This is a genomic window from Actinophytocola algeriensis (assembly GCF_014203735.1).
GTDB lineage: Bacteria > Actinomycetota > Actinomycetes > Mycobacteriales > Pseudonocardiaceae > Actinophytocola > Actinophytocola algeriensis.
The window spans coordinates 296,622-322,104 of sequence record NZ_JACHJQ010000003.1; the positions used below are offsets into that span (position 1 = coordinate 296,622).

Here is a 25,483-nt window from a genome sequence, read left to right on the forward strand (position 1 = left end):
GACAACGTACGGGACCTCCCCAGGCCCGCGAGCCGGTTCCGGGAAAGTCAGGTGCGGTCCCTGCCTGCGGTGACACGGGTTTCGAGGCGGCGCAGCAGGGCGCGCGGAAGCAGGCGGGGCACCGCCAGCAGCGCCTTGTACACCGGGCCGGGCACCGAACGCGGGCGTCCCTTGCGCAGGTCGCGCAGGCAGTCGGCCACCACGCGGTCCGCGTTGAGCCACAGTGAGTCGGGCAGCGCCTTCATGTCGTCGCCCGCCCGGGCGTGGAACTCCGTCTTCGTGAAACCCGGGCACAGGGCCAGCACGCGCACGCCGGTGCCCGCGAGGTTCGCCGCCATGCCCTCCGAGAACGTGGTCACCCACGCCTTCGTCGCCGCGTAAGTGGGGCCCGTCGCCGGGAAGAAGCCCGCCACGCTCGACACGTTCACCACCGCGCCGCTGCCCCGCGACAGCATGCCCGGCAGTGCGGCGCGGGTCAGCCGCAGCACACTGGCAACGTTCACGTCCAGCTGGGCCTGCAGGTGGTCGACGTCCGTCGTGGCGAACGCGCCCCTGGTGCCGAAGCCCGCGTTGTTGACCAGCAGGTCGATCGGCTCACCGGTCAGCAGCCGCTCCTCGACGCGCTTGCGGGCCCTGCCGACCGACAGGTCCGCGGCCATCGGGGTGACCGCGACGCCGTACTGGTCGGAGAGCGAGCTTGCGACTTCCTTCAGCCGTTCCTTGGTGCGGGCGACGATGACCAGGTCGTAGCCCTCCGCAGCGAGCTTCCTGGCGAAGGCGGCACCGATCCCGGCGGTGGCCCCCGTTACGAGCGCTGTTGGCATGTGTCCAACGTTAGTCGGGGCGTTCTCCGTGCCGACCGGTCGGATGCTCGTGCTCACCGACCGGGTCGACCTCGGCGTCGAAGGGGTCGATGACGTCCGCGATCTCGCCGACGCCGCGCAGCAGCCGCTCCAGCCTGGACGGGGACGCGTGCGGGGCGACGCTCGCCAGCACCCAGCCCTCCTCGATCCACGCCACCGGGATGTCCGCGCCGATCTCCTCCGTCGCGTCCACGAGGTCCGGGGTGATCAGGCCGCGGGCGGCGGTGATGTCCGAGACGAACGCGTAGCGCTGGCCGACCGGCCCGAGCAGCTCGGGCATCGTGTCGCGCTGGAACGGTGCGCTCGGCAGCCACAGCTCGACCACCGCGGGCAGCACGCGCCTGCACTGCACGGCCGCGATCACCGCCACGACCCTGCCGCCGACGTCCAGGTCGAACACGTACACCTTGCGCCTGCCGTCGGCGGTGAACGTGGACCCGGCGACCACGTCGTGTGCGACGCCGCCGCCGTGGAACGCGATGGCGCCACCGGTCCACTGCGTCGGCAGCAGGTGGTCGGTTTCCGCGAACTGCCAGCCACGCAGCGCCGCCCAGCGGCGGCGTTCCCGGTTTCGCGAGGTCAGGCGGGCGCGGTCACGCAGCAACAGCGCGGCGCCGGCCAGCCCGGCGACCACCGCCACGACGAACCACACCCATGCCGGTATGCCCACCCGGCAAAGAGTAGCCGTCCTGGCGCCGGAGCAAAGATCACAGGTCGCTCTGGCGCGGCGGCCGCCTGTTTCTCTATAGTGCTAGTTAGCTAGATAAATGGAGGAAGTCGTGATCGAGTTTCACCTGGACGGCAGGTCCGGCCTGTCGCCCTACCAACAGGTGGTCCAGCAGGTGCGGCACGCGCTCCGGCTGGGCCTGCTCCGCGAAGGCGACCAGCTGCCGAAGGTCAAGGACGTGGTCGCGACGCTCGCGATCAACCCGAACACGGTGCTCAAGGCCTACCGGGAGCTGGAGCACGACGGGCTCGTCGCGGCGCGGCCCGGGGTCGGCACGTTCGTGACGGCGACGCTCGCCGACAACACGCTCGCCGCCCACGGCCCGCTGCGCCAGGACCTGCGGCGCTGGCTCGGCAAGGCACGCAAGGCCGGTCTCGACGACGAGAGCATCGAGGCGCTGTTCATGTCCACGTTTCGCAACGCCGCGAGAGAGGACATAGCGTGACCGTCTTGCGGGCCGAGGGACTGGGCAAGAAGTACAAGCGCCGCTGGGCGCTGGCCGGCTGCTCGATCGACATCGAGGCGGGTCACGTGACCGGTCTCGTCGGCCCGAACGGCGCTGGCAAGTCGACGTTGCTGAACCTCGCCGCGGGCATGCTCGAACCGACCACCGGCACCATCGAGGTCTGCGGCGGCGTGCCGGGCAGCGGCCCGGACCAGCTCGCGAAGGTCGGCTACGTCGCGCAGAGCACGCCGGTCTACACGGCTCTGACCGTCGAGGAGCACCTGCGGCTCGGCGCCCACCTCAACCCGGGATGGGACGAGAAGCTGGCGCAGCGGCGCGTGGAACGGATCGGGCTCGACCCGAAGCAGCAGGCCGGGAAGCTCTCCGGCGGTCAGCGGGCACAGCTCGCGCTCACGCTCGGCATCGCGAAGCGCCCCGAGCTGCTGCTGCTCGACGAGCCGGTCGCGGCGCTCGACCCGCTCGCCCGCCGCGAGTTCCTGTCCGACCTCATGGAGTCGGTCGCCGAGCACGGCGTGTCGGTCGTCCTGTCGTCGCACCTGGTCGCCGACCTGGAACGGGTGTGCGACCACATGATCGTGCTCGTCGACTCGCAGGTGCGGATCATCGGCGACGTCGAGGACCTGCGCGCCACGCACCACCGGCTGAGCGGCCCGCGCCGCGACCTCGACACTCTGCCGTCGGACCAGCAGGTGATCTCCGCGAGCCACACCGACCGCCAGACCACGGTCGTCGTCCGCACCGACGGGCCGATCCTCGACCCCTCGTGGACGGTCGGGCAGCTCACCCTGGAGGACCTGGTCCTCGAGTACATGAGCAACCCGGTCACCGCCCGCCCCGCACTGGAGGTCCTGCGATGACCTGGCTGACCTGGCGCCAGTTCCGCGTCCCGGCGGCGACGGTGTACGCCGCGATCGTGGCGATCCTCGTGGTGCTCGCGATCACCGGCACGGACCTGCCGGGCCGCACCGACTACTCCGACCAGGAAGTCCTGTACGGCGCCACGATCCTCGTGCTGTACCTGCTCCCCGCGGTCATCGGCGTCTTCTGGGGCGTGCCGCTGGTGACGCGCGAGCTGGAGACCGGCACGCACAACGTCGTCTGGAACCAGAGCATCACCCGCAAACGCTGGCTCACCACCAAGATGGGCATCGGCGCGCTGGCCGCGATGGCCGCGGCGGCGCTGCTGAGCACGGCGGTCAGCTGGTGGGCCGGCCCCATCGACGCCATGGCGGTCGCGGACCCCGGCAGCTCCGAGCTGACCCGCATGGCACCGGTCGTGTTCGCCGCACGCGGGATCGTCCCGATCGGTTACGCCGCCTTCGCGTTCGTGCTCGGGGTCGCGGTGGGGATCCTGTTGCGCAGGACCGTGGCCGCGATGGCCGTCACGCTCGCGGTCTTCGCCGCCGTGATCATCGCGGTCCCGTTCCTGGTGCGGCCGTACGTGCTGCCCGCGGCCGTGGACACCGTGCCGATCACGGAGTCGAGCATCCACCAGATCATCGGGAACGAGTCGGGGGTCATCGAGCGGATCACCGTGTCCCAGCCCGCGGGCGCGTGGATGCTGGACAACGAGACGGTCGACGCGGCAGGCACCGTGGTGTCCCCACTTCCGGACGCCGTGCAGGACTGTGTTCCGAGGCCGGACCGGGACGCGGGCCCGCCCAACCACCAGACCATCACCCAGTGCCTCGCACAGCTGAGCGACATGGGTTACACGCAGCGCGTCACCTACCAGCCTGCCAGCCGTTTCTGGGCACTGCAGTGGATCGAACTGGGGTTCTTCCTCGTGCTCTCCGGGCTGTTGACGTGGTTCTGCTTCCGCCGTATCCGGCATGTCTGAGGGGGATTCATGCGTACCGTCGCCGTACTCACCGCACTGGCACTCGCGCTCGCCCTGCCCGCCGCACCCGCCGCCGCGGACCCGGGGCTCCGCCTGCCCGCGCCGACCGGGAAACACCCGGTCGGCACCACCTCGCTGTACCTGAAGGACACGTCGAGGCCCGACCCGTGGGTGCCGTCGGTGCCCTACCGGGAGCTGATGGTCTCGCTGTTCTACCCGGCCACCTCGGCGCACGGGCAGAAGGCGCAGTACATGACCCCGACCGAATCGCGGCTGCTGCTGGCAGACGGCGAACTGACCGACCTTCCGTCCGACCTGCTCAGCACGGTGCGGACCGACGCCGTCCGCGACGCCCGGCCAGGGGGCCGGCCGCACAGCCTGCCGTTGGTCGTGCTGTCACCGGGCCACAGCAAGCCCCGCGCCACGCTCACGTCGCTGGCCGAGGACCTGGCGAGCCACGGCTACGTCGTCGCGGTCGTCGACCACACCTACGAGAACGTCGCGCAGACCTTCCCCGACGGGCGCGTCACCACGTGCGTGACCTGTGAGATGGAGAAGGACGAGTCGGACTGGATCAGGTTGAACCAGGGCCGGGCCACCGACGTGTCGTTCGTGCTCGACGAGCTGCTCGGAAGGTGGCGGCAGATCGACCCGGCGCGCATCGTCATGGGCGGCCACTCCGCCGGCGGCGCGAGCAGCATCCCCGCGCTGCTCACCGACCCGAGGATCAACGCCGGGTTCGACATCGACGGCAGCACCTACGACATCATCCCCGAGAGCGGACTGGCGAAGCCGTTCCTGTTCCTCGGCCGCGCCGAGCAGTACACGCCGGGCAGCGGCAACCCGGCCGACACGTGGGACCGCAGCTGGGCGGGCATGACCGGCTGGAAGCGCTGGCTCTTGGTGGACGGCGCGAAGCACGTGTCGTTCACCGACGTCGGGATCCTGCTGGACCAGATGAACCTCGACACCGGCGCCACGATCACGGCCGACCGCACGCAGGCCATCACCCGCACGTACGTGCGGGCGTTCCTGGACCTGCACCTGCGCGGGAGGTCGCAGCCGCTGCTGGACGAGCCGTCCCCTCGGTACCCCGAGGTCACGTTGCCGAAGAACCTCTCGCTGCCGCACCCGACGGGTCGCAGGCCGGTCGGTTCGACCTCGCTGCACCTGAAGGACACGTCCAGGCCCGACACCTGGGTGCCGGAGGTGCCCTACCGCGAGCTGATGGTCTCGCTGTTCTACCCCACGGCCACCACGCACGGCACGAAGACCCAGTACGTGACGGCGGCCGAGTCGGCGGCCCTGCTGGCGGACGGCGGTCTCACCGATCTGCCACCGGATCTGCTGACCACCGTGCGCACCAACTCCGTGCGGAACGCCCGCATGGCAGGCCACCACCTGCCACTGGTGGTGCTCTCGCCGGGCTACACCAAGCCCCGCGCGACGCTCACCGCGCTGGCCGAGGACCTCGCGAGCAACGGCTACGTCGTCGCGGTTGTCGGTCACACGTACGAGAACTACGGCACGAGCTTCCCCGACGGCCGGTTCCTCGAGTGCGCGTCCTGCGCGATCGACCACCTGCCGGGGTTCTGGGAGAAGCTCGCGCAGGGCCGCGCGAAGGACGTGTCGTTCGTCCTCGACGAGCTGCTCGGAAAGTACCGGCGGATCGACCCGGCGCGGATCGCGATGGGCGGCCACTCCGCGGGTGGCGGCAGCGCCACCACGGCCCTGGTCGCCGACGACCGCATCAAGGCCGGGTTCGACATCGACGGCCGGGCCTACCTCCCGCTGTCCGAGAACCTGGACCGGCCGTTCCTGTACCTGATCAAGTACCCGACCGTGGACGCGACCCGCGTGCAGGCGATCACCAGGGCCTACCTCGGTGCGTTCCTCGACCAGAACCTGAAGGGCGAGGAGCGGCCACTGCTGGCGGCACCGTCGCCGGAGTACCCCGAGATCACGTTCTGCGCATGACGAAAGCGGCGCCTCTCCTGGGGGGAGGCGCCGCTTCGCGTCTTCTTACAGCGCGCGGCCGACGATCAGGGCCGCGTTGTCCGGCGTGACGTCCACGCGGACCGTGTCGCCGTCCCGGATCTCGCCCGCCAGCAACGACTTCGCCAGCTGGTCACCGATCGCCGAGGCCACCAGCCGCCGCAGCGGCCGCGCCCCGTACACCGGGTCGAACCCGTTGAGCGCCAGCCATTCCCGCGCCGCCGGGCTGACGTCGAGCGTCAGGCGGCGCGCCGCGAGGCGACGGCCGAGCGCCGCGACCTGGATCTCCACGATGGACGTCAGTTCCTCGGTCGCGAGCGAGTGGAACACCACCACGTCGTCGAGCCGGTTCAGGAACTCCGGCTTGAAGTGCCGCTGCACCACGGAAAGCACGGCGTCCTTGCGCTGCTGCTCGTCCAGGGTCACGTCCGCGATGGCCTGCGAACCGAGGTTCGAGGTGAGCACGAGGATCGTGTTGCGGAAGTCGACCGTGCGGCCCTGTCCGTCGGTCAGGCGACCGTCGTCGAGGACCTGCAACAGGACGTCGAACACGTCCGGGTGCGCCTTCTCGACCTCGTCCAGCAGCACCACGCTGTACGGCCGCCGCCGCACCGACTCGGTGAGCTGGCCGCCCTGGTCGTAGCCGACGTACCCGGGCGGGGCGCCGACCAGCCGCGCGACCGAGTGCTTCTCCGAGTACTCGGACATGTCGATGCGGATCATCGCGCGCTCGTCGTCGAACAGGAACTCCGCGAGCGCCTTCGCCAGCTCGGTCTTGCCGACACCGGTGGGGCCGAGGAACAGGAACGACCCCGTCGGCCGGTCCGGGTCGGCCACCCCGGCACGGGCGCGCCGCACCGCGTCGGACACCACGCGCACGGCCTCCGCCTGGCCGACGACCCGGTTGCTGATGGCCTCCTCCATGCGCAGCAGCTTCGCGGTCTCGCCCTCGAGCAGCCTGCCCGCCGGGATGCCGGTCCACGCCGACACGACGTCCGCGACGTCGTCCGGGCCGACCTCCTCCTTCAGCATGACCTGCTCCTCGGCGCGCTCCGCGGTCGCCGTGGCCGCCTCCAACTCCTTCTCGAGCTGGGGGATCCGGCCGTACCGCAGCTCGGCGGCCCGGCCGAGGTCGCCGTCGCGTTCGGCCCGCTCCGACTCGCCGCGCAGCTGCTCCAGCTGCTCCTTGAGGTCGCGGACCTTCTCGATGGCGCCCTTCTCGTTCTGCCAGCGGGCGGTCAGCGCGGTCAGCGCCTCCCGCTTCTCGGCCAGCTCGGCACGCAGCGCGGCCAGCCGCTGCTTCGACGCCGGGTCGTCCTCCTTCTCGAGCGCCATCTCCTCGATCTCGAGGCGCCGCACGGCCCGCTCGACCTCGTCGATCTCGACCGGCCGGGAGTCGATCTCCATGCGCAGCCGGGACGCGGCCTCGTCGACGAGGTCGATCGCCTTGTCCGGCAGGAAGCGCGCGGTGATGTACCGGTCGGACAGCGTGGCCGCCGCGACCAGCGCGCCGTCGGTGATGCGCACACCGTGGTGCACCTCGTAGCGCTCCTTGAGGCCGCGCAGGATGCCGACGGTGTCCTCGACGGACGGCTCGCCGACCAGCACCTGCTGGAAGCGGCGCTCCAGCGCGGCGTCCTTCTCGATGTGCTGGCGGTACTCGTCGAGCGTGGTGGCGCCGACCATCCGCAGCTCACCGCGGGCGAGCATCGGCTTGATCATGTTGCCCGCGTCCATCGCGCCCTCGCCGGTCGCGCCCGCGCCGACGATCGTGTGCAGCTCGTCGATGAACGTGATGACCTGGCCCGCCGACTCGGTGATCTCCTTGAGCACGGCCTTCAGCCGCTCCTCGAACTCACCGCGGAACTTCGCGCCGGCGACCATCGACCCGAGGTCAAGGGCCACCACCCGCTTGCCGAGCAGCGACTGCGGCACGTCACCGGCCACGATCCGCTGGGCGAGGCCCTCGACGATCGCGGTCTTGCCGACGCCGGGCTCACCGATCAGCACGGGGTTGTTCTTGGTCCGCCGCGACAGCACCTGCACGACCCGGCGGATCTCGGAGTCCCGGCCGATGACGGGGTCCAGCTCGCCCTTGCGGGCGCGCTCGGTGAGGTCGAGGCCGTACTTCTCCAGTGCCTTGTAGGTCGACTCGGGGTCGGGACTCGTGACCCGCGCGGAGCCGCGGACCTTGGCGAACGCCTCACGCAGCGCCTCGGGCGTCGCGCCGTGGCGGCTCAGCAGGTTCGCGACCGCCCCGCCCTGCGCGGCGAGGCCGACCAGCAGGTGCTCGGTGGAGACGTACTCGTCGCCCATCTCGGTCGCGAGCTTCTGCGCGTGGGTCACCGAGCGCAGCGCCTCGCTGTCCAGCTGCGGCGCGGACACGGTCGATCCGCTCGCGGACGGTAACGAGTTCGCGAGCTGGTCCAGCTCTTTGCGCACCACGTTCGGGTCAGCCCCGACCGCCGACAGCAGAGGCGCGGTGAGGCCGTCGCCCTGGGCGAGCAGCGCACCCAGCAGGTGCGCGGGCTTCACGTCCGGGTTGCCCGCGACCGTCGCGGCCTGCGCGGCCGCCGAGATGGCCTGCTGGGTCTTGGTAGTCGGGTTGAAAGCGTCCATGGGTCCCCTCACGTGCACCGTTCTGACTCACTATGCACAACGTCAGCAAAGTTGAGCGTGTTCCGCTCAACCCAGACTTGGCGCAAGGTCACGATGGTCTGGTCGCACCTCACCCACATGTCCTAACAGGGTTGTCCACAGCAGGTGCGCACTTGTCCACAATCCCCAGGTGTCTATCCACAGGTAAGTGTGCAAGATGCATTCCGACGGTCGACTCGAGGGTTTCCCGCTCGCGCCGCTACCGCCACCCGAGTGAACGCACGGAAACCCGGGCGGACCCGCCGAGAAAGTCAGCGATGACCGGGCACCACCGGAGCGTTCTGGCGCGCGCGGACGTTGAAGTAGTCGCCACCCTTGCGCCGCATGTCGTCGGTGCCCCACTCCCGGTCGCGGGGGACGGGCTGCAACCGCGGGATGTGCTTGCGGCAGTGCAGGTAGGCCTCCACGACGTGCACCACGACCCAGCGTTCCGGGGTCCGCCCGCGTTCGTCCGCGACGGGGAGCGCGGGGTGGTCTCGGCGCAGCACGACGTCGTCGACGATCGCGGCACGGCCGTTGACGTGCAGCCCGATCAGGTCCCGGACGAAGTCGATCATCAGGAGGGCGACGTGCGGGTTCTCGCTGATGTTGCCGAGGCTCGCGAGCACGCCGTTGCCCCGGAACTCCGGGTAGGCGACGCGGCGCGCGTCGAGGACGTGCAGGAAGCCGGGCGGCCCGGCACGGAAGCTGGCGTCGCATTCGCCGGCACCGTCGGCGGTGCCGACGAACGCCATCTCCATGCGGCCGACGAACTCGACCATCTCGGGGTTGAGGTGGTCGAGCACCTGGTCGCGGTAGAAGCGCTCCGCTCGGTCGGTAGTGCCATAGGCGGTTTGGAGTAGACGCTCACCCGCACAACCGGGCGAAGAAGTTGGGCCGATCGGGTGAAATTTCACCGTCGGAGGGTCTACGGGTGGTGGTGGCGGTGGCGTGACAGCGGGTTCCGCGATCTCCAAGTCGAGCAGAGCCGCGTCCGCGACACCCGTCGGAGTCACCAGATCAGGACGCACGGCGGACACGTTTTCATAACGGCGAGGTAAATGCGAACATATCCCCCGGGCATGTCGCTCGAACGTCCCAACGCGACGACCGTACGTAGTGGCGCCTCACACGAAAGTGTCAGTAGGGCGGACAACGAGTGAGTTTCCGTCTAGTGTCTCGATGTCGGGGACGGACGACGCCCGAGGTGACGTGGCGTCGAGCCCCGGACGCCGAGAGGTGGACTGTGTCCCGACCATGACAGCCAACGCCGTTGTGAGCCCCTTACCGAGCCAGGACAGCCAGTCGCATGGCGAGGAACCACTCGTCGCCATGGCGCGCCTGGTCCGCGAGAGCTTCGCGGCTGTCGAGCCGCAAGCAGAGCAGGTGGCGCAGCACTTCTACGCGACGCTGTTCAGCATCGCGCCCGCCACCCGCGAGATGTTCCCGGTCAACATGCAGGTGCAGCGATCGCGGCTGCTGCGTGCCCTGGTCCACGTCGTCCAGATGGTCGACCGGCCCGACGACCTGCTGCCGTTCCTGCGCCAGCTCGGCCGCGACCACCGCAAGTTCGGCGTGGTCGCGAACCACTACGAGGCCGTCGGCATGTCGTTGCTGTCCGCGGTCAAGCAGTACGCGAAGGCCGCGTGGACCGAGGACGTCGAACGGGCCTGGGCCGAGGCGTACACGATCATGGCCAGGGCGATGCTGGAGTCGGCGAACGCCGAAGACGGCCCGGCCTGGTGGAACGGGACGGTCGTCGAACGGCACCGCCTGACGAGAGACCTCGCGGTGGTGCGGGTGCAGCCGGACTACGCGGTCCCGTACCAGGCGGGCCAGTACCTGAGCGTCGAGGTGCCGCAGCGCCCGAGGATGTGGCGCTACTTCACCCCCGCCACCGCCCCGCGTGAGGACGGCCTGCTGGAGTTCCACATCCGCGCGGTCGAGACCGGCTGGGTCTCCCGGGCGATCGTCACCCACGGCGAGCTCGGCGACGTCTGGCGGATCGGCCCCCCGATGGGCCGCCTGGCGGTGAACCGCGAGTCGGGCCGCGACGTGCTCATGATCGCCGGCGGCACGGGCATCGCCCCGATGCGCGCCATCATCGACCACCTCTCGTCCTGGGGCGAGAACCCGAGGGTGCAGGTCTTCTACGGCGGCCGCGTCCGCGCGGACCTGTACGACCTGGAAAACCTCCAGGCCACGGCGGCGTCCAACCCGTGGATGAAGGTCGTCCCCGTGCTGGAGTCGGACTCGACGATGGCGGCGGTGGAGAAGGGCACGCTGGCCGACGTGGTGACCCGCTACGGCGCCTGGCAGGACCACGACGTGCTCGTGTCGGGCTCACCGGCGATGGTCCGGTCCACGGTGTCGAGGATGCTGGTGGCGGGCACGGCACTGGACCGCATCACCTACGACCCGTTCACGATGGACTGACTCGACACTCGATCACCACCGGTCTTCTATCCGATGCTCTCGCGCCTGCTCGAAGAGGGATGGCTCACCGATGGCTGGGAGGATCCGACGACCATCCACGGGCGGCCACCTCGCCGGTACTACGAGATCACCAAGCTTGGCTGCGCGCGATTCCGTACTTCCAGCGCGCCCTTTGGGTTTTCACGGCACTGGAGCTGACGCTCACCGAAGGACTTCACTTCTCGCACCACGGGGAACCGGCGCTTCGTCTTTGACGGCCGCAATGATGACGGCTCGTACAGCTACACAGGCGAAGGCGTGGTTGGCGACCAAACGAAAAGCCGCCATCCTTCGCGGCGATCTGACGATCCGGATCTTTGAGAACTCGGGGAACGGACAGGTGCACTATCTAGGCGTGTTCCAGCCGGACTCTGACCGCCCGCGCACGTTCGAGCAGGCACCGGACTACAACGGAGAGCAACGAAACGTTCTGGTGTTCAAGCTGTGGGCCGCAGAGCGAAGGACTTGCAGCACATAGAAAGGGCCGCGCCCGCAAGGCACGGCCCCCTTCACGTCAAGCCATCATTTCTTGCGCGGCTTCCACACCACCAGCGCGGTCTGCCGGGAAACCGGCACCAGCTCGTTCCGGTACGACCGGTGGATGGCCGCGGCAGCCTGCTCAGCGGCCGCGTGCACGGCGGCCAGCTCCTCGGTCAGCTCGGCGAGCCGGCCGCGCAACGCGTCGACCTCGTTCTCCAGCTCGATGATCCGCTTGATGCCCGCGAGGTTGACCCCTTGCTCCTGGGACAACCGCTGCACCTCACGAAGCAGCGCGATGTCCCGCATGGAGTACCGCCGCCCGCCGCCGGACGTGCGCCCTGGCGACACCAAACCCATCCGGTCGTACCCGCGCAAGGTCTGCGCGTGCAGCCCGGACAGCTCGGCGGCCACCGAGATCACGAAAACAGGTGTGTCCTCATCCGCACCGGGCGGAAACGGAAAACCCGCCATCACCGACTCCGTTCAGCCAGCATCGCCGTCAGCTCCGGCCTCGGGTCGTTGCCCGCGGTCGCCTCCGCGTACGACTCCAGCGCGGCCTTGGCCGTGTCGTCCATGCTCGACGGCACCGACACCTGCAGGGTCACCAGCAGGTCGCCGGACTGCCCGTCGCGGCGGGTGATGCCCTTGCCGCGCACGCGCAGGACCCGGCCGCTGGCCGTGCCGGGAGCCACCCGCAGGGCGACCTTGCCCTCGAGTGTCGGCACCTCCAGTGTCGTGCCCAGCGCGAGCTCGGTGAAGGTCACCGGCACCTTGAGCGTCAGATCGTTGCCGTTGCGGCCGAACACCGGGTGAGAGGTCACGTGCACGCGGACGTAGAGGTCACCCGCGTGCCCGCCCCCGTTGCCGGGTTCGCCCTGGCCAGCCAGGCGGATCCGCTGGTCGTCGTCGACACCCGCCGGGATCCGCACGGTCAGCGTCCGCGACTTGGTGCTGACGCCGTCGCCACCGCACTCCGGGCACGGGTCGTCGACGATCCGGCCCGTCCCACGGCAGTCGCGGCACGGCTCGCTGAACGCGAACGCGCCCTGCGACCGGCTCACCAGACCGGCGCCGGCACACGTGGGACACGTGCGCGGCGTCGTGCCCGGCTTGGCACCGTTCCCGTGGCACGTCTCGCACGTGGATGGGCTCGACAGGCGCAACGGCACGGTCGCGCCCTTCACCGCCTCCACGAAGTCGATCCGCACCTCGGTCTCCACGTCGGCGCCCCGCCGCGGCCTGCCTGCCGAGGTCGTGCCGCCACTGCGGCGGTTGAACAGGTTGCCGAGCAGGTCGCTGATGCCGCCACCACCAGCACCGCCACCGGCCTGCTGGCCGGCGAAGATGTCGCTGAAGTCGAACGTCGACCCGCCGCCGCCTCCGCCGAAACCGCCGAAGCCGCCCGGACGGAACCCGCCGGATCCGAAGAGCCGGCGGGCCTCGTCGTACTGCTTGCGCTTCTCGGCGTCGCCAAGAACCCCGTAAGCCTCGGACACCGCCTTGAACCGCGCCTCCGCCTGGGCGTTGCCCGGGTTGGCGTCGGGGTGCAGCTCACGTGCGAGCTTGCGGTACGCCTTCTTGATCTCGGCGTCGGTGGCGTCGGACGAGACGCCCAACTCGCGGTAGAAGTCCTTGTCGATCCAATCCCGCGCACTCACGGACGTCCCCTCCTCTCGGCTCAGATCTGGTCGTTCGACTTGTCGTTCGGGTCGAACCACTCGCTCGGCGGCTCGTCCGGCACGGTCGAGGCCCCCGGCTCGTGGTCGGTGACCGCGACCAGCGCGGCCCGCACGATCCGGTCGCCGAACCGGTAGCCGCGGCGCAGCACCGCCGTCACCGTCGGGCCCGCCACGTCGGGTGACGTGTCGTGCTGGACGGCCTCGTGCACCGACGGGTCGAACGGCTCGCCCTCGTGCCCGAAGGACTCGAGGCCCGTGCGCTCCAGGGTCGCGACGAGCTTGTCCGCGACGGCCTTGAACGCACCGGTGAGGTCACCGTGCTGAGCGGCCCGCTCGATGTCGTCGAGCACCGCAAGCAGCTCGCCTGCGACCGACGCCTTCGCGGTGTTGACCACGGACTCGCGGTCGCGGTCGATCCGCTTGCGGTAGTTGGCGTACTCGGCCTGCAGTCGCTGCAGGTCCGCGGTCCGCTCGTCGAGTTGGGCCTTCAGCTCGGCTTCCTGGCTGGGCACCAGCTCCGCCTCGATGGCGGCGTCCGGTGCGACACCGGCCTCGGGGTCCGGCCCACCCGCCTCCTGTTCGGCGGCTGGTGGCCGGACCTCGCCAGTGTCCGGGTCAATGCGACGCCGGTCGCGCACCACTACGCGTGGCTCCTCTCCGTGGTCGTCGGACGATCGCGGCTCGGACGGAGTCGTCACTTCTTGCCGTCCTCGTCGACGATCTCGGCGTCCACGACGTCTTCGGCGCCCTGCGCCTGCTGGCCACCGGCCTGCTCACCGCCTGCCGCACCGGCACCAGCGCCCGCGTCCTGCGTGGCACCGGACTGCGCGTAGATCGCGGAGCCCATGGCCTGCGACTCGGTCGCGAGCTTCTCCATCGCGGTCTTGATGGCCGCGATGTCGGTGCCCTTCAGCGACTCCTCGGCCTCCTTGACTGCGAGGTTGACCTTGTCCTTGACCTCGGCCGGGATCTTCTCGTCGTTGTCCTTGACGAACTTCTCCGTCTGGTAGACGAGCGTCTCGGCCTGGTTGCGGACCTCGGCCTCCTCGCGGCGCTGCTTGTCCTCCTCGGCGTGCGCCTCCGCGTCCTTGACCATCCGGTCGATGTCGTCCTTCGGCAGCGCGGAGCCGCCGGTGATCGTCATCGACTGCTCCTTGCCGGTGCCGAGGTCCTTCGCGTTGACGTGGACGATGCCGTTCGCGTCGATGTCGAAGGTGACCTCGATCTGCGGCACGCCGCGCGGTGCCGGCGGGATGCCCGTGAGGTCGAAGGTGCCCAGCTTCTTGTTGTGCACCGCGATCTCGCGCTCACCCTGGAAGACCTGGATGCCGACCGTGGTCTGGCCGTCGTCCGCGGTGGAGAAGATCTCCGACCGCTTGGTGGGGATGGTCGTGTTCCGCTCGATGAGCTTGGTGAACACACCGCCCTTGGTCTCGATGCCCAGCGACAGCGGGGTGACGTCCAGCAGCAGCACGTCCTTGACGTCACCGCGCAGGACACCGGCCTGCAGGGTCGCGCCGACGGCGACGACCTCGTCCGGGTTCACGCCCTTGTTCGGCTCCTGGCCGCCCGTCAGCTCCTTGACCAGCTCGCTCACGGCGGGCATGCGGGTCGAGCCACCCACCATCACGACGTGGTCGATGTCGCCGACCTTGATGCCGGCGTCCTTGATCACGTTGTTGAACGGCGCGCGGGTGCGGTCCAGCAGGTCGCTGGTGATCCGCTGGAACTCGGCGCGCGTCAGCGTCTCGTCGAGGAACAGCGGGTTCTTGTCCGCGTCGACCGTGATGTAGGGCAGGTTGATGCCCGCGCTGTTCGAGCTGGACAGCTCGATCTTCGCCTTCTCGGCGGCCTCACGGATGCGCTGGAGCGCCATCTTGTCCTTGGTGAGGTCGATGCCGGAGGACTGCTTGAACTTGTCGACCAGCCAGTCGACGATCCGCTGGTCCCAGTCGTCACCACCGAGGTGGTTGTCACCGGACGTCGCGCGGACCTCGACCACGCCCTCGCCGATCTCCAGCAGCGACACGTCGAACGTGCCACCACCGAGGTCGAACACGAGGATGGTCTGCTCCTTCTCGCCCTTGTCCAGGCCGTAGGCCAGCGCCGCGGCGGTCGGCTCGTTCACGATCCGCAGCACGTTCAGGCCGGCGATCTGCCCGGCCTCCTTGGTGGCCTGCCGCTGCGCGTCCTCGAAGTACGCCGGGACGGTGATCACCGCGTCGGTGATCGGCTCGCCGAGGTAGGCCTCCGCGTCCCGCTTGAGCTTCATGAGGACCCGCGCGCTGATCTCCTGCGGGCTGTACTTCTTGCCGTCGATCTCCGTCGACCAGTCGGTGCCCATGTGCCGCTTGACCGAGCGGACCGTGCGGTCCACGTTGGTCACGGCCTGGTTCTTCGCCGGCTGGCCGGTCAGCACCTCGCCGTTCTTGGCGAAGGCGACGATGGACGGTGTCGTCCGCGAACCCTCGGAGTTGGCGATCACCGTCGGCTCACCGCCCTCGAGGACAGCGACGACGGAGTTGGTCGTCCCCAGGTCGATACCGACCGCTCGCGCCATGTGATTCCCTCCTGCTTTCTGCTCACGTAGTGGGTTGAGTGTCTACCGCTCAAGTTTGCCGTCGGACCTGATCAGTCGTCAAACCAGACTTGAGTCCCTCTCGCTCAACCTTTCTCACCCCTCAACGAGCGACCTGCCCGTCGTGTTCCCTAGGCGGCGCGAATGGTGATGTCACCGCTCTGGGCGCTCACGTCGATCGGCTCGCCGGACGGGTCGTCCCCCAGGTCGTTCTTCAGGTTCCCGCTCTCGGTCGACGCCGTGACGTGGTACTTCCCACTCGGCACGGCCACCTCGATGTTGCCGCTCTGGGTCTCGACGGCGACGCTCTTCGCGGCGGTGAGCCCCACCTGCACGTCCCCCGACTGCGCGCCGGCGACGACCGCGCCGCCGATGCCGCTGAGGTCGATCGACCCGGACTGGACCGACGCGTTCACGTCACCCGCCACGTCGCGGACCGTGATGTCGCCGGACTCGGCCTCCACGTTCGCGCTCGCCATCCCCACGACCTCGACGCTCCCCGAGTCGACGTGCCCGCTGACCCTGGTGCCTGCCGGGACGGTCACCTCGTAGTCGATCGTGCAGTTGCGGACCGGGCACTCCTCGAGGAGCAGCGTGTCCTTCTCCACACGGTAGGTCTTGTCCGGCTTGTCGTCCCCGTACCTGACCGTGCGCCGCACCTCGACGGTGTCGCCGACACTGACCTTGACGTCGCCCGAATCGTTGGCGAACCGGAGTTCGGTGACCGTCTGCCCCAGGGCCTCGTGGTCGTCGAAGCTGTTCTGGCCGACCCAGCCGCACCCGGCCAGGAACAGACCGGCCACCCCGACCGTGATCCCCGCCACCGCGCGCTTGCTCCCCATGTGCCATGCCTCCGCTCAGCTTTCCTGTGTGACACGAAGTTATGGCCTGCCCGCTGCCGCGGACATCCGGGACGCCCCCGAGCCGACCCTGGTGCTGCCCCTGTCCCCGCTCCCAGCAACTGGGAATATGTTCCCAACATTCAGGAGCACGGAGTTACCGTGCAGGACATGCGACGCTGGTTCATCCTCGCCACCGGACTGACCGCGCAGGCGACCACGTCGAGCTTCCTCTACGGCCTCCCGTTCCTCATCCCGTCACTGCAGACCGACCACGGACTGTCCCTGACCTCGGCGAGCGTGCTGATCTCGGCGCCGCTGCTCGGCCTGCTGTTCGCGTTGATCGCGTGGGGCGCGGCCGCCGACCGGTTCGGCGAGCGGGTCGTGATGACAGCCGGTCTCGCACTCACCGGCGTGCTGCTGCTCGCGAGCCTCGCCTTACCGGGGTTCGTGCTGCTCGGTCTCGGACTGCTCTTCGCCGGCGCGGCCGCCGCGTCGGTGAACGCGGCGAGCGGCCGGGTCGTGCTCGGCTGGTTCGCCGCGCACGAACGCGGTCTCGCGATGGGCATCCGGCAGACCGCCCAGCCGGTCGGCGTCGGCATCGCGGCGGCGACCCTGCCACCCCTGGCACACCACTTCGGCCTCGCGACGGCCGTCGCCCTGCCCGCGGTCCTGTGCCTGCTGTCGGCGGCGCTCGTGTGGTTCGTGGTCGTGGACCCGCCGCGCCCCGAACGCACCGTGTCGGCGGCGGTGTCCCCGTACACCGGTCCCACGGCCACGACGCTCATCCGCCTGCACACGGCCAGCTCGATGCTGGTCGTACCCCAGTTCGTGGCGGCGACCTTCGCCGTGACCTACCTCGTGTCGGCCCGCGGCTGGAACCCGGTGGCGGCAGGCCAACTGGTCGCGGTGGTACAGGTCCTGGGTGCCGCGGGGCGGATCGCCGCAGGCGTGTGGTCCGACCGCGCTGGCAGCCGCATGGGCCCGATGCGCCTCATCGCACTCGGCGCCCTGGCGACGATGGTGCTGTGGGGCGTTGGCGACGCACTGGACCTGCCGTGGCTCGCCATCGCCGCCCTGCTGTCGGCGATGGTCGTGTCGGTGACGGACAACGGCCTCGGCTTCACCGCGACGGCGGAACTCGCAGGCCCGTTCTGGGCAGGACGCGCGCTGGGCGTGCAGAACACGGGCCAGAACATCGCAGCCATGGCCGCCGCACCGCTGTTCAGCGCCTTGATCACCGCGTTCGGCTACCCACTGGCACTCGGCGTGGCGGCACTGTTCCCAGCGGCCGGAGCGGCACTCACCCCGGTGTCCGGCGAGTCAGCGGCGCGTGTCGACGCGGTGGAAGTTGAGGTACGCCCGTGACGGCGTCGGACCACGCTGCCCCTGGTAGCGGGACCCGGCGGCCGTCGAACCGTAGGGGTTCTCGGCCGGGCTGGTGAGCCGGAAGAGGCAGAGCTGCCCGATCTTCATGCCGGGCCACAGGGTGATCGGCAGGTTCGCGACGTTGCTCAGCTCGAGCGTGATGTGCCCGGTGAAACCGGGATCGATGAACCCGGCCGTGGAGTGGGTGAGCAGCCCCAGCCGCCCGAGCGAGGACTTGCCCTCGAGCCGCCCGGCGAGATCGTCCGGCAGGTTGACCGACTCGAAGGTGGACCCGAGCACGAACTCCCCGGGGTGCAACACGAAGGGCTCGTCGTCGCCCGTCTCCACGAGCGTCGTCAGGTCGTCCTGCTGCTGCCGGGGGTCGATGTGGGTGTACTTCGTGTTGTTGAAGACGCGGAAGAACCGATCAAGCCGCACGTCGACACTCGACGGCTGGATCATCGCCTCATCCAGCGGATCGAGCCCCAACCGACCGGAGGCGAGTTCTTTGCGGAGGTCACCATCGCTCAACAACACCCGCTCACCCTAGCGAGAACCAGGACTGTGTAAGATCTGGCTGCACACTGCGGATGTAGTTCAATGGTAGAACATCAGCTTCCCAAGCTGAGAACGCGGGTTCGATTCCCGTCATCCGCTCGCGATGGCCTCCGTGTGCCCACGGAGTGCGTGGGCCTTTTCCGCTTCGCCATTTCTTCTGGGGCCGAGCCCCAGACCCCACGGTGCGGTTACTCCCGACCCAGCCTGGTTCTTTCCCACCGGCGGTGCGTCGGCCCCGCCCGGCGTGGGTCCTTCCTTACCAGAGCTGCGGTTGCTCCCGCTCCAGCGTGAGCCCTTCCTCCGGCGGTGTGGTCGGTCCAGACCCAGCGTGGGTTGTCGCATCCGCCTTGTCAGGCTTGCATGCGTTCTCGCATTGCGGGGAGGCCGTACTCGCGGACTGTGGTCAGCACTTCTCTTGCCAGTGACTGGAACGGGCGGCCTACCTCCAGCTCCCACCACAGCTCGCCGATGGGGAAACCGCCCACGTCCACGACCGAGCCGATCGGGGCCTGCCAGCCCATCCACTGCGCCTTCGTCGCCTCGTTCGCCGGGTAGTACGGGCGCACGCGCAACTGCTCCGCCCACTCGTCGCGGGACATGACGCCGATGTGCAGCGTGAAGCGGACCGCGCGCGCGGTGAACGAACGTGCCTGCTCCACAGCGACTTCGCCCCAGTGGTGCGGTCCCTCGATGCGGAAGCGGCGGCCGACTCCAAAGAAACCGAGGGCGCGCAGACCCGGGGCCAGGTTCGTGTCGACCATGAACCTGAACCAGTCTTGCGCGTTGCGCTCGATCTCGGACTCCACAGTGCCACTAACAGTAGCGTCGCAAACCCACGGAGTGCTAAGCGTTCGCTATCCAGAATGGATCGTGAGAACAAACTCACCGATCGCGTCACGCTGGCCGAGCGGCACCGTCCCTGTCCCGGAGCAGTAAAGGCCGGGAGGACGAGATGCCACCGAACAACAACCACCCGCCGGGGCGCCCTGCGAACGGCGTCGCCGTGGGCGTCGCGCTCATCGACGGCACCCCGCTCGTCCGCGAAGGCCTGTCCGCGCTCGTGCACCGGACGCCGGGGCTGCGCTGGGTCGGTGCCGCCGAGAACCCGTCGGTCGGGGTGCGGCTGTGCGAACGGATGCGGCCGGACGTCGTGGTCATCGACGCCGCGCTCGACCCACGAGGCCAGCTGAGCCACCTCCTCGCGGGCAACCCGGCGCTCGGGGTCGTCCTGCTGGTCGACGAGGCGCGCAGGACCACCCAGTACGTCGCGAACGCCGTCACGGGCGGCGTGCGCGGGGTCGTCCTCCGCACCGCGCAGCCGCCGCAGGTCCTGAAGGCCATCCAGACGGTGCACTCCGAGGGCCGCTACCTCGACACCGCCCTCGCCGTCTCGCTCACGGCGCCCCTCGCCGGTCCCCGCCGCCCGAACGGGCCCCGCCAGCCGCTGTCGCAGCGTGAGCACCAGGTGCTGCAGCTGATCGCCGACGGACTTGAGAACCAGGCGATCGCGAATGTCCTCTTCGTGTCCGTCGAGACCGTCAGGACGCACGTGAAGAGCATCCTGCGCAAGCTCGCGTCGCGGGACCGCACGCACGCGGTGGCCGTCGCGTTCCGGTCCGGCGTACTGACCCTCGACGACGCCGTACCCCACGCACGCAGTGGCAACGACCTCCCGTGAGGCGACTTACACCGCCTCTGACCTGCACTGACCCATCTTCTCGACTGGCCTCCTTGCCGTGCTCTACTCGCTAGTAATATCCTGATGTTACCGACGGGTAGCACGTGTTCGCGGAACCGCGAAGATGAGGGAGCCAGGAGATGGGCCACTACAAGAGCAACGTCCGCGACCTCGAGTTCAACCTGTTCGAGGTGTTCAACGTCCAGGAGCGGCTGGGCAAGGGCGTCCTCGCCGAGTCCGACGAGGAGACCGCGCGCGGCGTGCTGGCCGAGCTGAACCGGCTGGCCACGGGCCCGCTGGCGGAGTCGTTCGCCGAGGCGGACCGCAACCCACCCACCTACGACCCGAAGACCTTCTCCGCGAAGCTGCCCGAGTCGTTCAAGAAGGCCTACCAGCTGATGTGGGACGGCGACTGGTGGCGCCTCGGCCTGTCCGACGACCTCGGTGGCCTTGGCCTGCCCCCGACCGTGCAGTGGGCGGCCGCCGAGCTGATGCTGGGCGCGAACCCGCCGCTGTTCATGTACATGTCCGGCCCGAACATGGCGCAGGTCCTGTTCCGCAACGGCACGGACGAGCAGAAGCGCTGGGCCCAGTTCATGATCGACCGCGGCTGGGGCGCCACGATGGTGCTCACCGAGCCGGACGCGGGCTCCGACGTGGGCGCCGGCCGCACGAAGGCGGTCCAGCAGGAGGACGGCTCGTGGCACCTCGACGGCGTGAAGCGGTTCATCACCTCGGGTGAGCACGACCTGACCGAGAACATCATCCACCTGGTGCTGGCACGCCCCGAGGGCGGCGGCCCGGGCACCAAGGGCCTGTCGATGTTCGTGGTCCCGAAGTTCCACTTCGACAGCGAGACGGGCGAGCTGGGCGAGCGCAACGGCGCCTTCGTGACGAACATCGAGCACAAGATGGGCATCAAGGCGTCCACGACGTGCGAGCTGTCGCTGGGCCAGCACGACACGCCCGCGAAGGGCTGGCTGGTCGGCGAGGTGCACAACGGCATCGCGCAGATGTTCCAGGTCATCGAGTACGCCCGGATGATGGTGGGCACCAAGGCCATCGCGACGCTGTCCACCGGCTACCTGAACGCGCTGAGCTACGCGAAGGACCGCGTGCAGGGCGCGGACCTCACGCAGATGCTGGACAAGACGGCGCCGCGCGTGGCGATCACCGCGCACCCGGACGTCCGGCGCAGCCTGATGCTGCAGAAGGCGTACGCCGAGGGCCTGCGCGCCGTGTACATGTACACGGCGACCTTCCAGGACCAGGCGTGGACGGGCGAGGGCGACGAGGAGTCGCTGAAGCTGGCGGAGCGGGTCAACGACCTGCTGCTGCCGATCGTCAAGGGTGTCGGCTCCGAGCGGGCGTACGAGCAGCTGGCACAGTCACTGCAGACGCTCGGTGGCTCCGGCTTCCTGCAGGACTACCCGATCGAGCAGTACATCCGCGACTCGAAGATCGACTCCCTCTACGAGGGCACGACGGCCATCCAGTCGATGGACTTCTTCTTCCGCAAGATCGTCCGCGACAAGGGCCAGGCGCTGACCTACGTGGCCGGCGAGATCACGACGTTCCTCGAGTCCGAGGGCGGCAACGGCAGGCTGAAGGAAGGCCGTCAGCTGCTCAAGCAGGCCCTCGAGGACGTGCAGGGCATGCTGGGCACGCTGATCGGCTACCTGACGGCGGCGCAGAACGAGCCCGCGAGTCTCTACAAGGTCGGCCAGCACAGCGTGCGGTTCCTGATGGCGGTGGGCGACCTGCTCATCGGCTGGCTGCTCCAGCGCCAGGCGGAGATCGCGATCGCCCGCCTGGACGAGGGCGCCGCGGAGAAGGACAAGGCCTTCTACGAGGGCAAGGTCGCCGTGGCGACCTTCTTCGCGAAGAACGTCCTGCCGGAACTGTCCGCGGGCCGCAAGATCGTCGAAGCGGCGGACAACGGCCTGATGGAGATCGACGAGTCGGCCTTCTGACGAAGAACTGATCGAAAACACCAGCCGCGGGTCATTCGACCCGCGGCTGGTGTCGTCTCGGCCAAGGAAACGGCCCGGTCACGCTCGAAGTGTGAGCTGGGGCGATCGGTGGTACTGCTGATTGCACCAACACCTTGGGTTGAGGAGCACTCATGTGGTCAGTAGGCGCAATCATCGGACTTCTCATCGCAGGAATCGTCCTGGGCGTCCTGGGACGGCTCCTGGCACCGGGTGAGCAGAAGATCCCGTTCTGGCTGACGATCCTGGCAGGCATCGTCGGCGCACTGATAGGCAACCTGATCGCCGGCTGGGTAGGGGTGAAGGACACACCAGGCATCGACTGGTGGCGCCACATCTTCCAGATCATCGCCGCCGTTGTTGCGGTAACCCTGGCAGCGTCGCTCTACCCGAAGGCACGCACACACGCCTAGAACCGAATTGACTAGCCCCTGAAGCCTCCGGAACCCCGGAGGCTTCAGGCGTGCAACGCTGAACCCGAGGGGCCCACGCAGCACCCGCGGGCCACGATTCGGTCAGAACCCGCCAGGAAACCCGGCCCTCACCTCAGCCGGCGCGTCCCACCGGGCCCGGCCCGCCCGTCCGGGAGCCACCTCACCCAGCCGGGGGAGGCGGCGGGCAGACGATCTTCGGCTGCGGGTTGTACTTCACGGTCCGCGTGTTCCGGGAAACCTCACGACCGGAACCGACCTCCCGGATGATCCGGGTGTCGGAAGTCGTGAACCCGGGCGCGCCGTTGCTGGCGTGGCAGTTCTCAGCAGGCCCCGGCTTCTCCTGCGGAGGGGTCTGGTTCGACCGTCCACCGGTGATCGACTCGACCTCGTACTTCTTCGTGCCCCACAACTTCACCGTGATCGAGGAGGACGTCCAGATCGTCTGGATGGCCACCCCGGTGTCGGAGTCGTTGGTGAACTTCAGGTCGATCACGCTGCTGCCGTCGTGGTTCTGGAACACGGTCGCCTCACGGGCCGCCGGGTAGCGGCTGATGTAGTAGCTGTGCTCCTTGTGCCCCGCGTCCTTCATGGCCGCGAAGTACGCCGCGTTGTAGAGGGTCGTCGCGAACTGCGAGATGCCGCCGCCGACCTCCCGGCCCGGGGCGCCTTCCTTGATCACGCCCGCCTCGACGTAACCCTGCGCCTTGGTCCTCGGCCCGGTGTACCCGTTCAGGCTGAACGTCTCCCCCGGCTTCACGATCGCGCCGTCGACCTCCTCGGCGACCGTGCGGATGTTGACACCGGAGTCCGAGGCGAACCCGCGCGTCGTGAACTCGCCGATGACCTCCTTGATGCCGAGCTTGTTCGCGGCATCGGTGGTCACCTTCGCGGGCTTCGGCGCGTACACGGCCTTCAGCTCCCGCCCGTCGGTCTTCTTCAGCACGTCCATCACCGGCGTCAGCGTCTTGGCCCAGTCGACGCCCTTGCCGTCGACGGACGGCTCGACGGTCGGCGCGCCGGAGGAGAACACGATCTGCGCGTCCTTGCCCTCGACCTCGGTGGACGCGAGCTGCGGGCCGACCGCGCCGACCAGCTTGTTCTGGTCGATGCTCGCCGTCAGCCCGCCGTTGGCGGCCGGTTTGAACACCAGAGAGCCCGCGATCACCGCCGGCTCGATCGTGGCGTCCTTGCCCTCGCCGTGCACGATCACGGGTGCGGCGACCGCGGGCTTCGCGATCTCGTCGACCGCCTTCTTCACACCGGCCGCGGTCGTCTTGACCTTCGTGACGGACACGGGCAGTGCGACCTGCTTGCCGGTGGCCCACTGGTCGACGAGTGCCTGCCGCGCGCCGGCGGCGTCGAGCTTCTGGCCCGGCTTCGGGTCGACCGCGACCGGGTTGACGCCCTCGAACTTGACCGTGCCCTCCGCGGGCTCACGGTCGATCTTCGGCCGGAGCGCCTCGATGGCAGCGTCCAGCTTCTTGTCGTCCGTGGTGGTGATGACGCCCTTCTCCTCGCTGCTGCCGAAGAGGGACATCAGCCGCGTGATCGGGTTCAGCGGCTGCTCGCCGGTGTGGTCGAGGGTCGCCCGCCAGTCGATGGACAGACCGGCGTCGGCCGACTTGACCTCGGCGTCGACGTCGCCGCCGCGCAGCTTGACCGGCTCGGCGAGGCGCGGCTCGATGGCCTCGCGCAGGGTCCGCTCCGCGTCCTCGTGCGACTGGCCGCCGACGTCGACACCGGCCACCGTGACCCCGCGGGGCACCTCGCCGCTGCTCATCAGCAGGTCGACGCCGTACAGGACGACGAGCGCACCGAAGACGGCACCGGCGATGATGCCCGCCTTGCGCAGCCTCTTGCTCTTGGCGCCCTGGTCCCCGTCGGGTTGTCCGGGTGCCTGGATCTTGACGGTCGGCTCGTCACCAGGGGTATGGGTACGTGTGATCGGTGTGAGCACGTCTGTCTGTTCGGCGTGCGACTCCGGCCATTGGTGCTCCACGACTTGCCTTCCCCTAGAGATATAAACCCGTGCCGTGCTCGATCCGCTCGCTTGCGATGGCGTGCAGGTCGCGCTCGCGCATCACCAGGTACGTCTGTCCTTGGACCTCGACCTCGAACTGGTCCTCGGGGTTGAACAGGACCCGGTCGCCGACCTTGACGTTCCGCACGTTCGTGCCGACCCCCAACACGTCACCCCAGGCCAGCCGCCGCGCCATCTGCGCGGTTGCCGGGATGACGATGCCACCGGTGCTGCGCCGTTCCCCTTCCTCGGGAGTGAGCTGCACGAGCACCCTGTCGTGCAGCATCTGGATCTCGAGTTTGAGCTCTGGCACCGAAGAATGGTAACCGCGACCCCGTGCTAACCGTGTGCCGCCTCCGCTGCCGCCTTCAACCGCGACAGGGTGCGCTCGATGTTGTGCCGGTTGTGTTCCGCACGGTCGCGCACGCCCGTCACGAGGTTGGCGAACGGGAGGAACCAGACGGGCCGCCGGTCCCAGGTCGACTCCTCGACCCGGCACCCTTTCCCGGTCTGCTCTATGTCGTACTGCCAACGGGAGACAGGGATGCCCGCGACCGAGGAGACCTCGAACGCGAACCGCCGTCCCGGCTCCGCGTCGGTGACCGTGGCCGTGGTGCTCCAGCGGCGCCACGCGATCCGGTTGTGCCCGCGGAACCGGACGCCGACGGCGGCCTCCCGCGCCCCGTCGAGCCAGCTGACGCGCGCCAGTTCCTCGGTCAGCTCCGCCATCCTCGGCGGGTCGCTGACCAGCGCGTACACCACCTCCGGCGACGCGTGCACCTCGGTGCGCGCCGCCGCGCTCGGCTCGTCCATCGATCCTCCCTGCCACCTCGGCGGGCCGGTTTCGCCGCCGCT

24 protein-coding genes and 1 tRNA gene are annotated in these 25,483 nt (G+C 69.2%); 11 read left to right on the forward strand and 14 right to left on the reverse strand.

Going from position 1 to position 25,483, the window contains the following annotated elements; genetic code table 11:
* Window positions 1-47: 47 nt before the first annotated feature.
* Together FHR82_RS13700 and FHR82_RS13705 are read right to left on the reverse strand one after the other, a co-directional pair.
* A complete protein-coding gene (locus tag FHR82_RS13700) occupies window positions 48-824 on the reverse strand; it encodes an SDR family NAD(P)-dependent oxidoreductase (protein ID WP_184810768.1) in 777 nt (258 codons plus the stop codon).
* 10 nt (window positions 825-834) lie between these two features.
* Window positions 835-1,533, reverse strand: coding sequence for a TtfA family protein (locus FHR82_RS13705; RefSeq protein ID WP_184810769.1), 699 nt, complete (start codon window positions 1,531-1,533; stop codon window positions 835-837).
* A gap of 109 nt (window positions 1,534-1,642) precedes the next feature.
* On the opposite strand from FHR82_RS13705, the gene FHR82_RS13710 reads away from it, so the two are divergent.
* The 4 genes from FHR82_RS13710 to FHR82_RS47400 are packed head-to-tail and all read left to right on the forward strand — an operon-like array spanning window position 1,643 to window position 5,873.
* Window positions 1,643-2,035, forward strand: a complete 393-nt coding sequence (locus FHR82_RS13710; protein WP_311771058.1) for a GntR family transcriptional regulator — start codon at window positions 1,643-1,645, stop codon at window positions 2,033-2,035.
* On the forward strand, window positions 2,032-2,913 hold the full coding sequence (locus FHR82_RS13715; protein ID WP_184810771.1) for an ABC transporter ATP-binding protein: 882 nt from the start codon (window positions 2,032-2,034) through the stop codon (window positions 2,911-2,913). Before FHR82_RS13710 ends, FHR82_RS13715 begins: the two co-directional genes overlap by 4 nt.
* Window positions 2,910-3,896 (forward strand): ABC-2 membrane transporter-related protein, encoded by a 987-nt coding sequence (locus FHR82_RS13720; protein ID WP_184810772.1) that lies wholly within the window; start codon window positions 2,910-2,912, stop codon window positions 3,894-3,896. The genes FHR82_RS13715 and FHR82_RS13720 overlap by 4 nt, the downstream gene beginning before the upstream one ends.
* A 9-nt stretch (window positions 3,897-3,905) precedes the next feature.
* Entirely contained in the window at window positions 3,906-5,873 is a 1,968-nt protein-coding gene (locus tag FHR82_RS47400; RefSeq protein ID WP_184810773.1) for an alpha/beta hydrolase, read from the forward strand.
* Between the two features lie 45 nt (window positions 5,874-5,918).
* On the opposite strand, the gene clpB is transcribed toward FHR82_RS47400, so the two are convergent.
* Window positions 5,919-8,510, reverse strand: coding sequence for an ATP-dependent chaperone ClpB (gene clpB / locus FHR82_RS13730; protein WP_184810774.1), 2,592 nt, complete (start codon window positions 8,508-8,510; stop codon window positions 5,919-5,921).
* 290 nt (window positions 8,511-8,800) lie between these two features.
* The gene (locus FHR82_RS13735; protein WP_311771059.1) at window positions 8,801-9,334 is read right to left on the reverse strand and encodes a pyridoxamine 5'-phosphate oxidase family protein; all 534 of its coding nucleotides are present in this window, start codon (window positions 9,332-9,334) and stop codon (window positions 8,801-8,803) included.
* Between the two features lie 526 nt (window positions 9,335-9,860).
* On the opposite strand from FHR82_RS13735, the gene FHR82_RS13740 reads away from it, so the two are divergent.
* Window positions 9,861-10,964 carry a globin domain-containing protein gene (locus FHR82_RS13740; protein ID WP_184810775.1) on the forward strand — a complete coding sequence of 368 codons (1,104 nt, stop codon included), beginning with the start codon at window positions 9,861-9,863 and terminating at the stop codon, window positions 10,962-10,964.
* A 33-nt stretch (window positions 10,965-10,997) separates the two neighbouring features.
* The gene (locus FHR82_RS48020; protein WP_184810776.1) at window positions 10,998-11,162 is read left to right on the forward strand and encodes a helix-turn-helix transcriptional regulator; all 165 of its coding nucleotides are present in this window, start codon (window positions 10,998-11,000) and stop codon (window positions 11,160-11,162) included.
* A gap of 363 nt (window positions 11,163-11,525) precedes the next feature.
* On the opposite strand, the gene FHR82_RS13750 is transcribed toward FHR82_RS48020, so the two are convergent.
* The 5 genes from FHR82_RS13750 to FHR82_RS13770 all read right to left on the reverse strand — a co-directional run bounded on the left by FHR82_RS13750 (window position 11,526) and on the right by FHR82_RS13770 (window position 16,582).
* Window positions 11,526-11,954 (reverse strand): heat shock protein transcriptional repressor HspR, encoded by a 429-nt coding sequence (locus FHR82_RS13750; protein WP_184810777.1) that lies wholly within the window; start codon window positions 11,952-11,954, stop codon window positions 11,526-11,528.
* The gene (dnaJ, locus tag FHR82_RS13755; protein ID WP_184810778.1) at window positions 11,954-13,141 is read right to left on the reverse strand and encodes a molecular chaperone DnaJ; all 1,188 of its coding nucleotides are present in this window, start codon (window positions 13,139-13,141) and stop codon (window positions 11,954-11,956) included. Before dnaJ ends, FHR82_RS13750 begins: the two co-directional genes overlap by 1 nt.
* Before the next feature lie 20 nt (window positions 13,142-13,161).
* Window positions 13,162-13,800: a nucleotide exchange factor GrpE gene (gene grpE / locus FHR82_RS13760; RefSeq protein ID WP_376706404.1), complete on the reverse strand. Its 639-nt coding sequence runs from the start codon at window positions 13,798-13,800 to the stop codon at window positions 13,162-13,164.
* Window positions 13,801-13,856: 56 nt separating this feature from the next.
* Window positions 13,857-15,722 carry a molecular chaperone DnaK gene (gene dnaK / locus FHR82_RS13765; RefSeq protein WP_184810780.1) on the reverse strand — a complete coding sequence of 622 codons (1,866 nt, stop codon included), beginning with the start codon at window positions 15,720-15,722 and terminating at the stop codon, window positions 13,857-13,859.
* Window positions 15,723-15,871: 149 nt separating this feature from the next.
* On the reverse strand, window positions 15,872-16,582 hold the full coding sequence (locus tag FHR82_RS13770; RefSeq protein WP_184810781.1) for a DUF4097 family beta strand repeat-containing protein: 711 nt from the start codon (window positions 16,580-16,582) through the stop codon (window positions 15,872-15,874).
* A 168-nt stretch (window positions 16,583-16,750) separates the two neighbouring features.
* On the opposite strand from FHR82_RS13770, the gene FHR82_RS13775 reads away from it, so the two are divergent.
* On the forward strand, window positions 16,751-17,947 hold the full coding sequence (locus tag FHR82_RS13775; RefSeq protein WP_184810782.1) for an MFS transporter: 1,197 nt from the start codon (window positions 16,751-16,753) through the stop codon (window positions 17,945-17,947).
* Here the strand turns inward: FHR82_RS13775 and dcd are convergent.
* On the reverse strand, window positions 17,903-18,484 hold the full coding sequence (dcd, locus tag FHR82_RS13780) for a dCTP deaminase (RefSeq protein ID WP_184810783.1): 582 nt from the start codon (window positions 18,482-18,484) through the stop codon (window positions 17,903-17,905). The genes FHR82_RS13775 and dcd overlap by 45 nt on opposite strands.
* A 49-nt stretch (window positions 18,485-18,533) precedes the next feature.
* On the opposite strand from dcd, the gene FHR82_RS13785 reads away from it, so the two are divergent.
* Window positions 18,534-18,604: transfer RNA gene (locus FHR82_RS13785), tRNA-Gly, on the forward strand.
* Between the two features lie 251 nt (window positions 18,605-18,855).
* Here the strand turns inward: FHR82_RS13785 and FHR82_RS13790 are convergent.
* A complete protein-coding gene (locus FHR82_RS13790) occupies window positions 18,856-19,311 on the reverse strand; it encodes a DUF4304 domain-containing protein (RefSeq protein ID WP_184810784.1) in 456 nt (151 codons plus the stop codon).
* A gap of 146 nt (window positions 19,312-19,457) precedes the next feature.
* Here FHR82_RS13790 and FHR82_RS13795 point away from each other — a divergent pair, with 146 nt between their 5' ends.
* The 3 genes from FHR82_RS13795 (at window position 19,458) to FHR82_RS13805 (ending at window position 22,587) form a co-directional block, all read left to right on the forward strand.
* Window positions 19,458-20,183, forward strand: coding sequence for a LuxR C-terminal-related transcriptional regulator (locus tag FHR82_RS13795; protein ID WP_184810785.1), 726 nt, complete (start codon window positions 19,458-19,460; stop codon window positions 20,181-20,183).
* Window positions 20,184-20,323: 140 nt separating this feature from the next.
* Window positions 20,324-22,156 carry an acyl-CoA dehydrogenase gene (locus FHR82_RS13800; protein WP_184810786.1) on the forward strand — a complete coding sequence of 611 codons (1,833 nt, stop codon included), beginning with the start codon at window positions 20,324-20,326 and terminating at the stop codon, window positions 22,154-22,156.
* 152 nt (window positions 22,157-22,308) lie between these two features.
* Complete coding sequence (locus FHR82_RS13805) at window positions 22,309-22,587, forward strand: GlsB/YeaQ/YmgE family stress response membrane protein (RefSeq protein WP_184810787.1); 279 nt, start codon at window positions 22,309-22,311, stop codon at window positions 22,585-22,587.
* Window positions 22,588-22,768: 181 nt separating this feature from the next.
* On the opposite strand, the gene FHR82_RS13810 is transcribed toward FHR82_RS13805, so the two are convergent.
* The 3 genes from FHR82_RS13810 to FHR82_RS13820 are packed head-to-tail and all read right to left on the reverse strand — an operon-like array spanning window position 22,769 to window position 25,441.
* Complete coding sequence (locus FHR82_RS13810) at window positions 22,769-24,565, reverse strand: VanW family protein (RefSeq protein WP_311771060.1); 1,797 nt, start codon at window positions 24,563-24,565, stop codon at window positions 22,769-22,771.
* 55 nt (window positions 24,566-24,620) lie between these two features.
* Entirely contained in the window at window positions 24,621-24,914 is a 294-nt protein-coding gene (locus FHR82_RS13815) for a GroES family chaperonin (protein WP_184811505.1), read from the reverse strand.
* 53 nt (window positions 24,915-24,967) lie between these two features.
* Window positions 24,968-25,441 carry an SRPBCC family protein gene (locus FHR82_RS13820; protein WP_184810789.1) on the reverse strand — a complete coding sequence of 158 codons (474 nt, stop codon included), beginning with the start codon at window positions 25,439-25,441 and terminating at the stop codon, window positions 24,968-24,970.
* Between the last annotated feature and the right edge of the window lie 42 nt (window positions 25,442-25,483).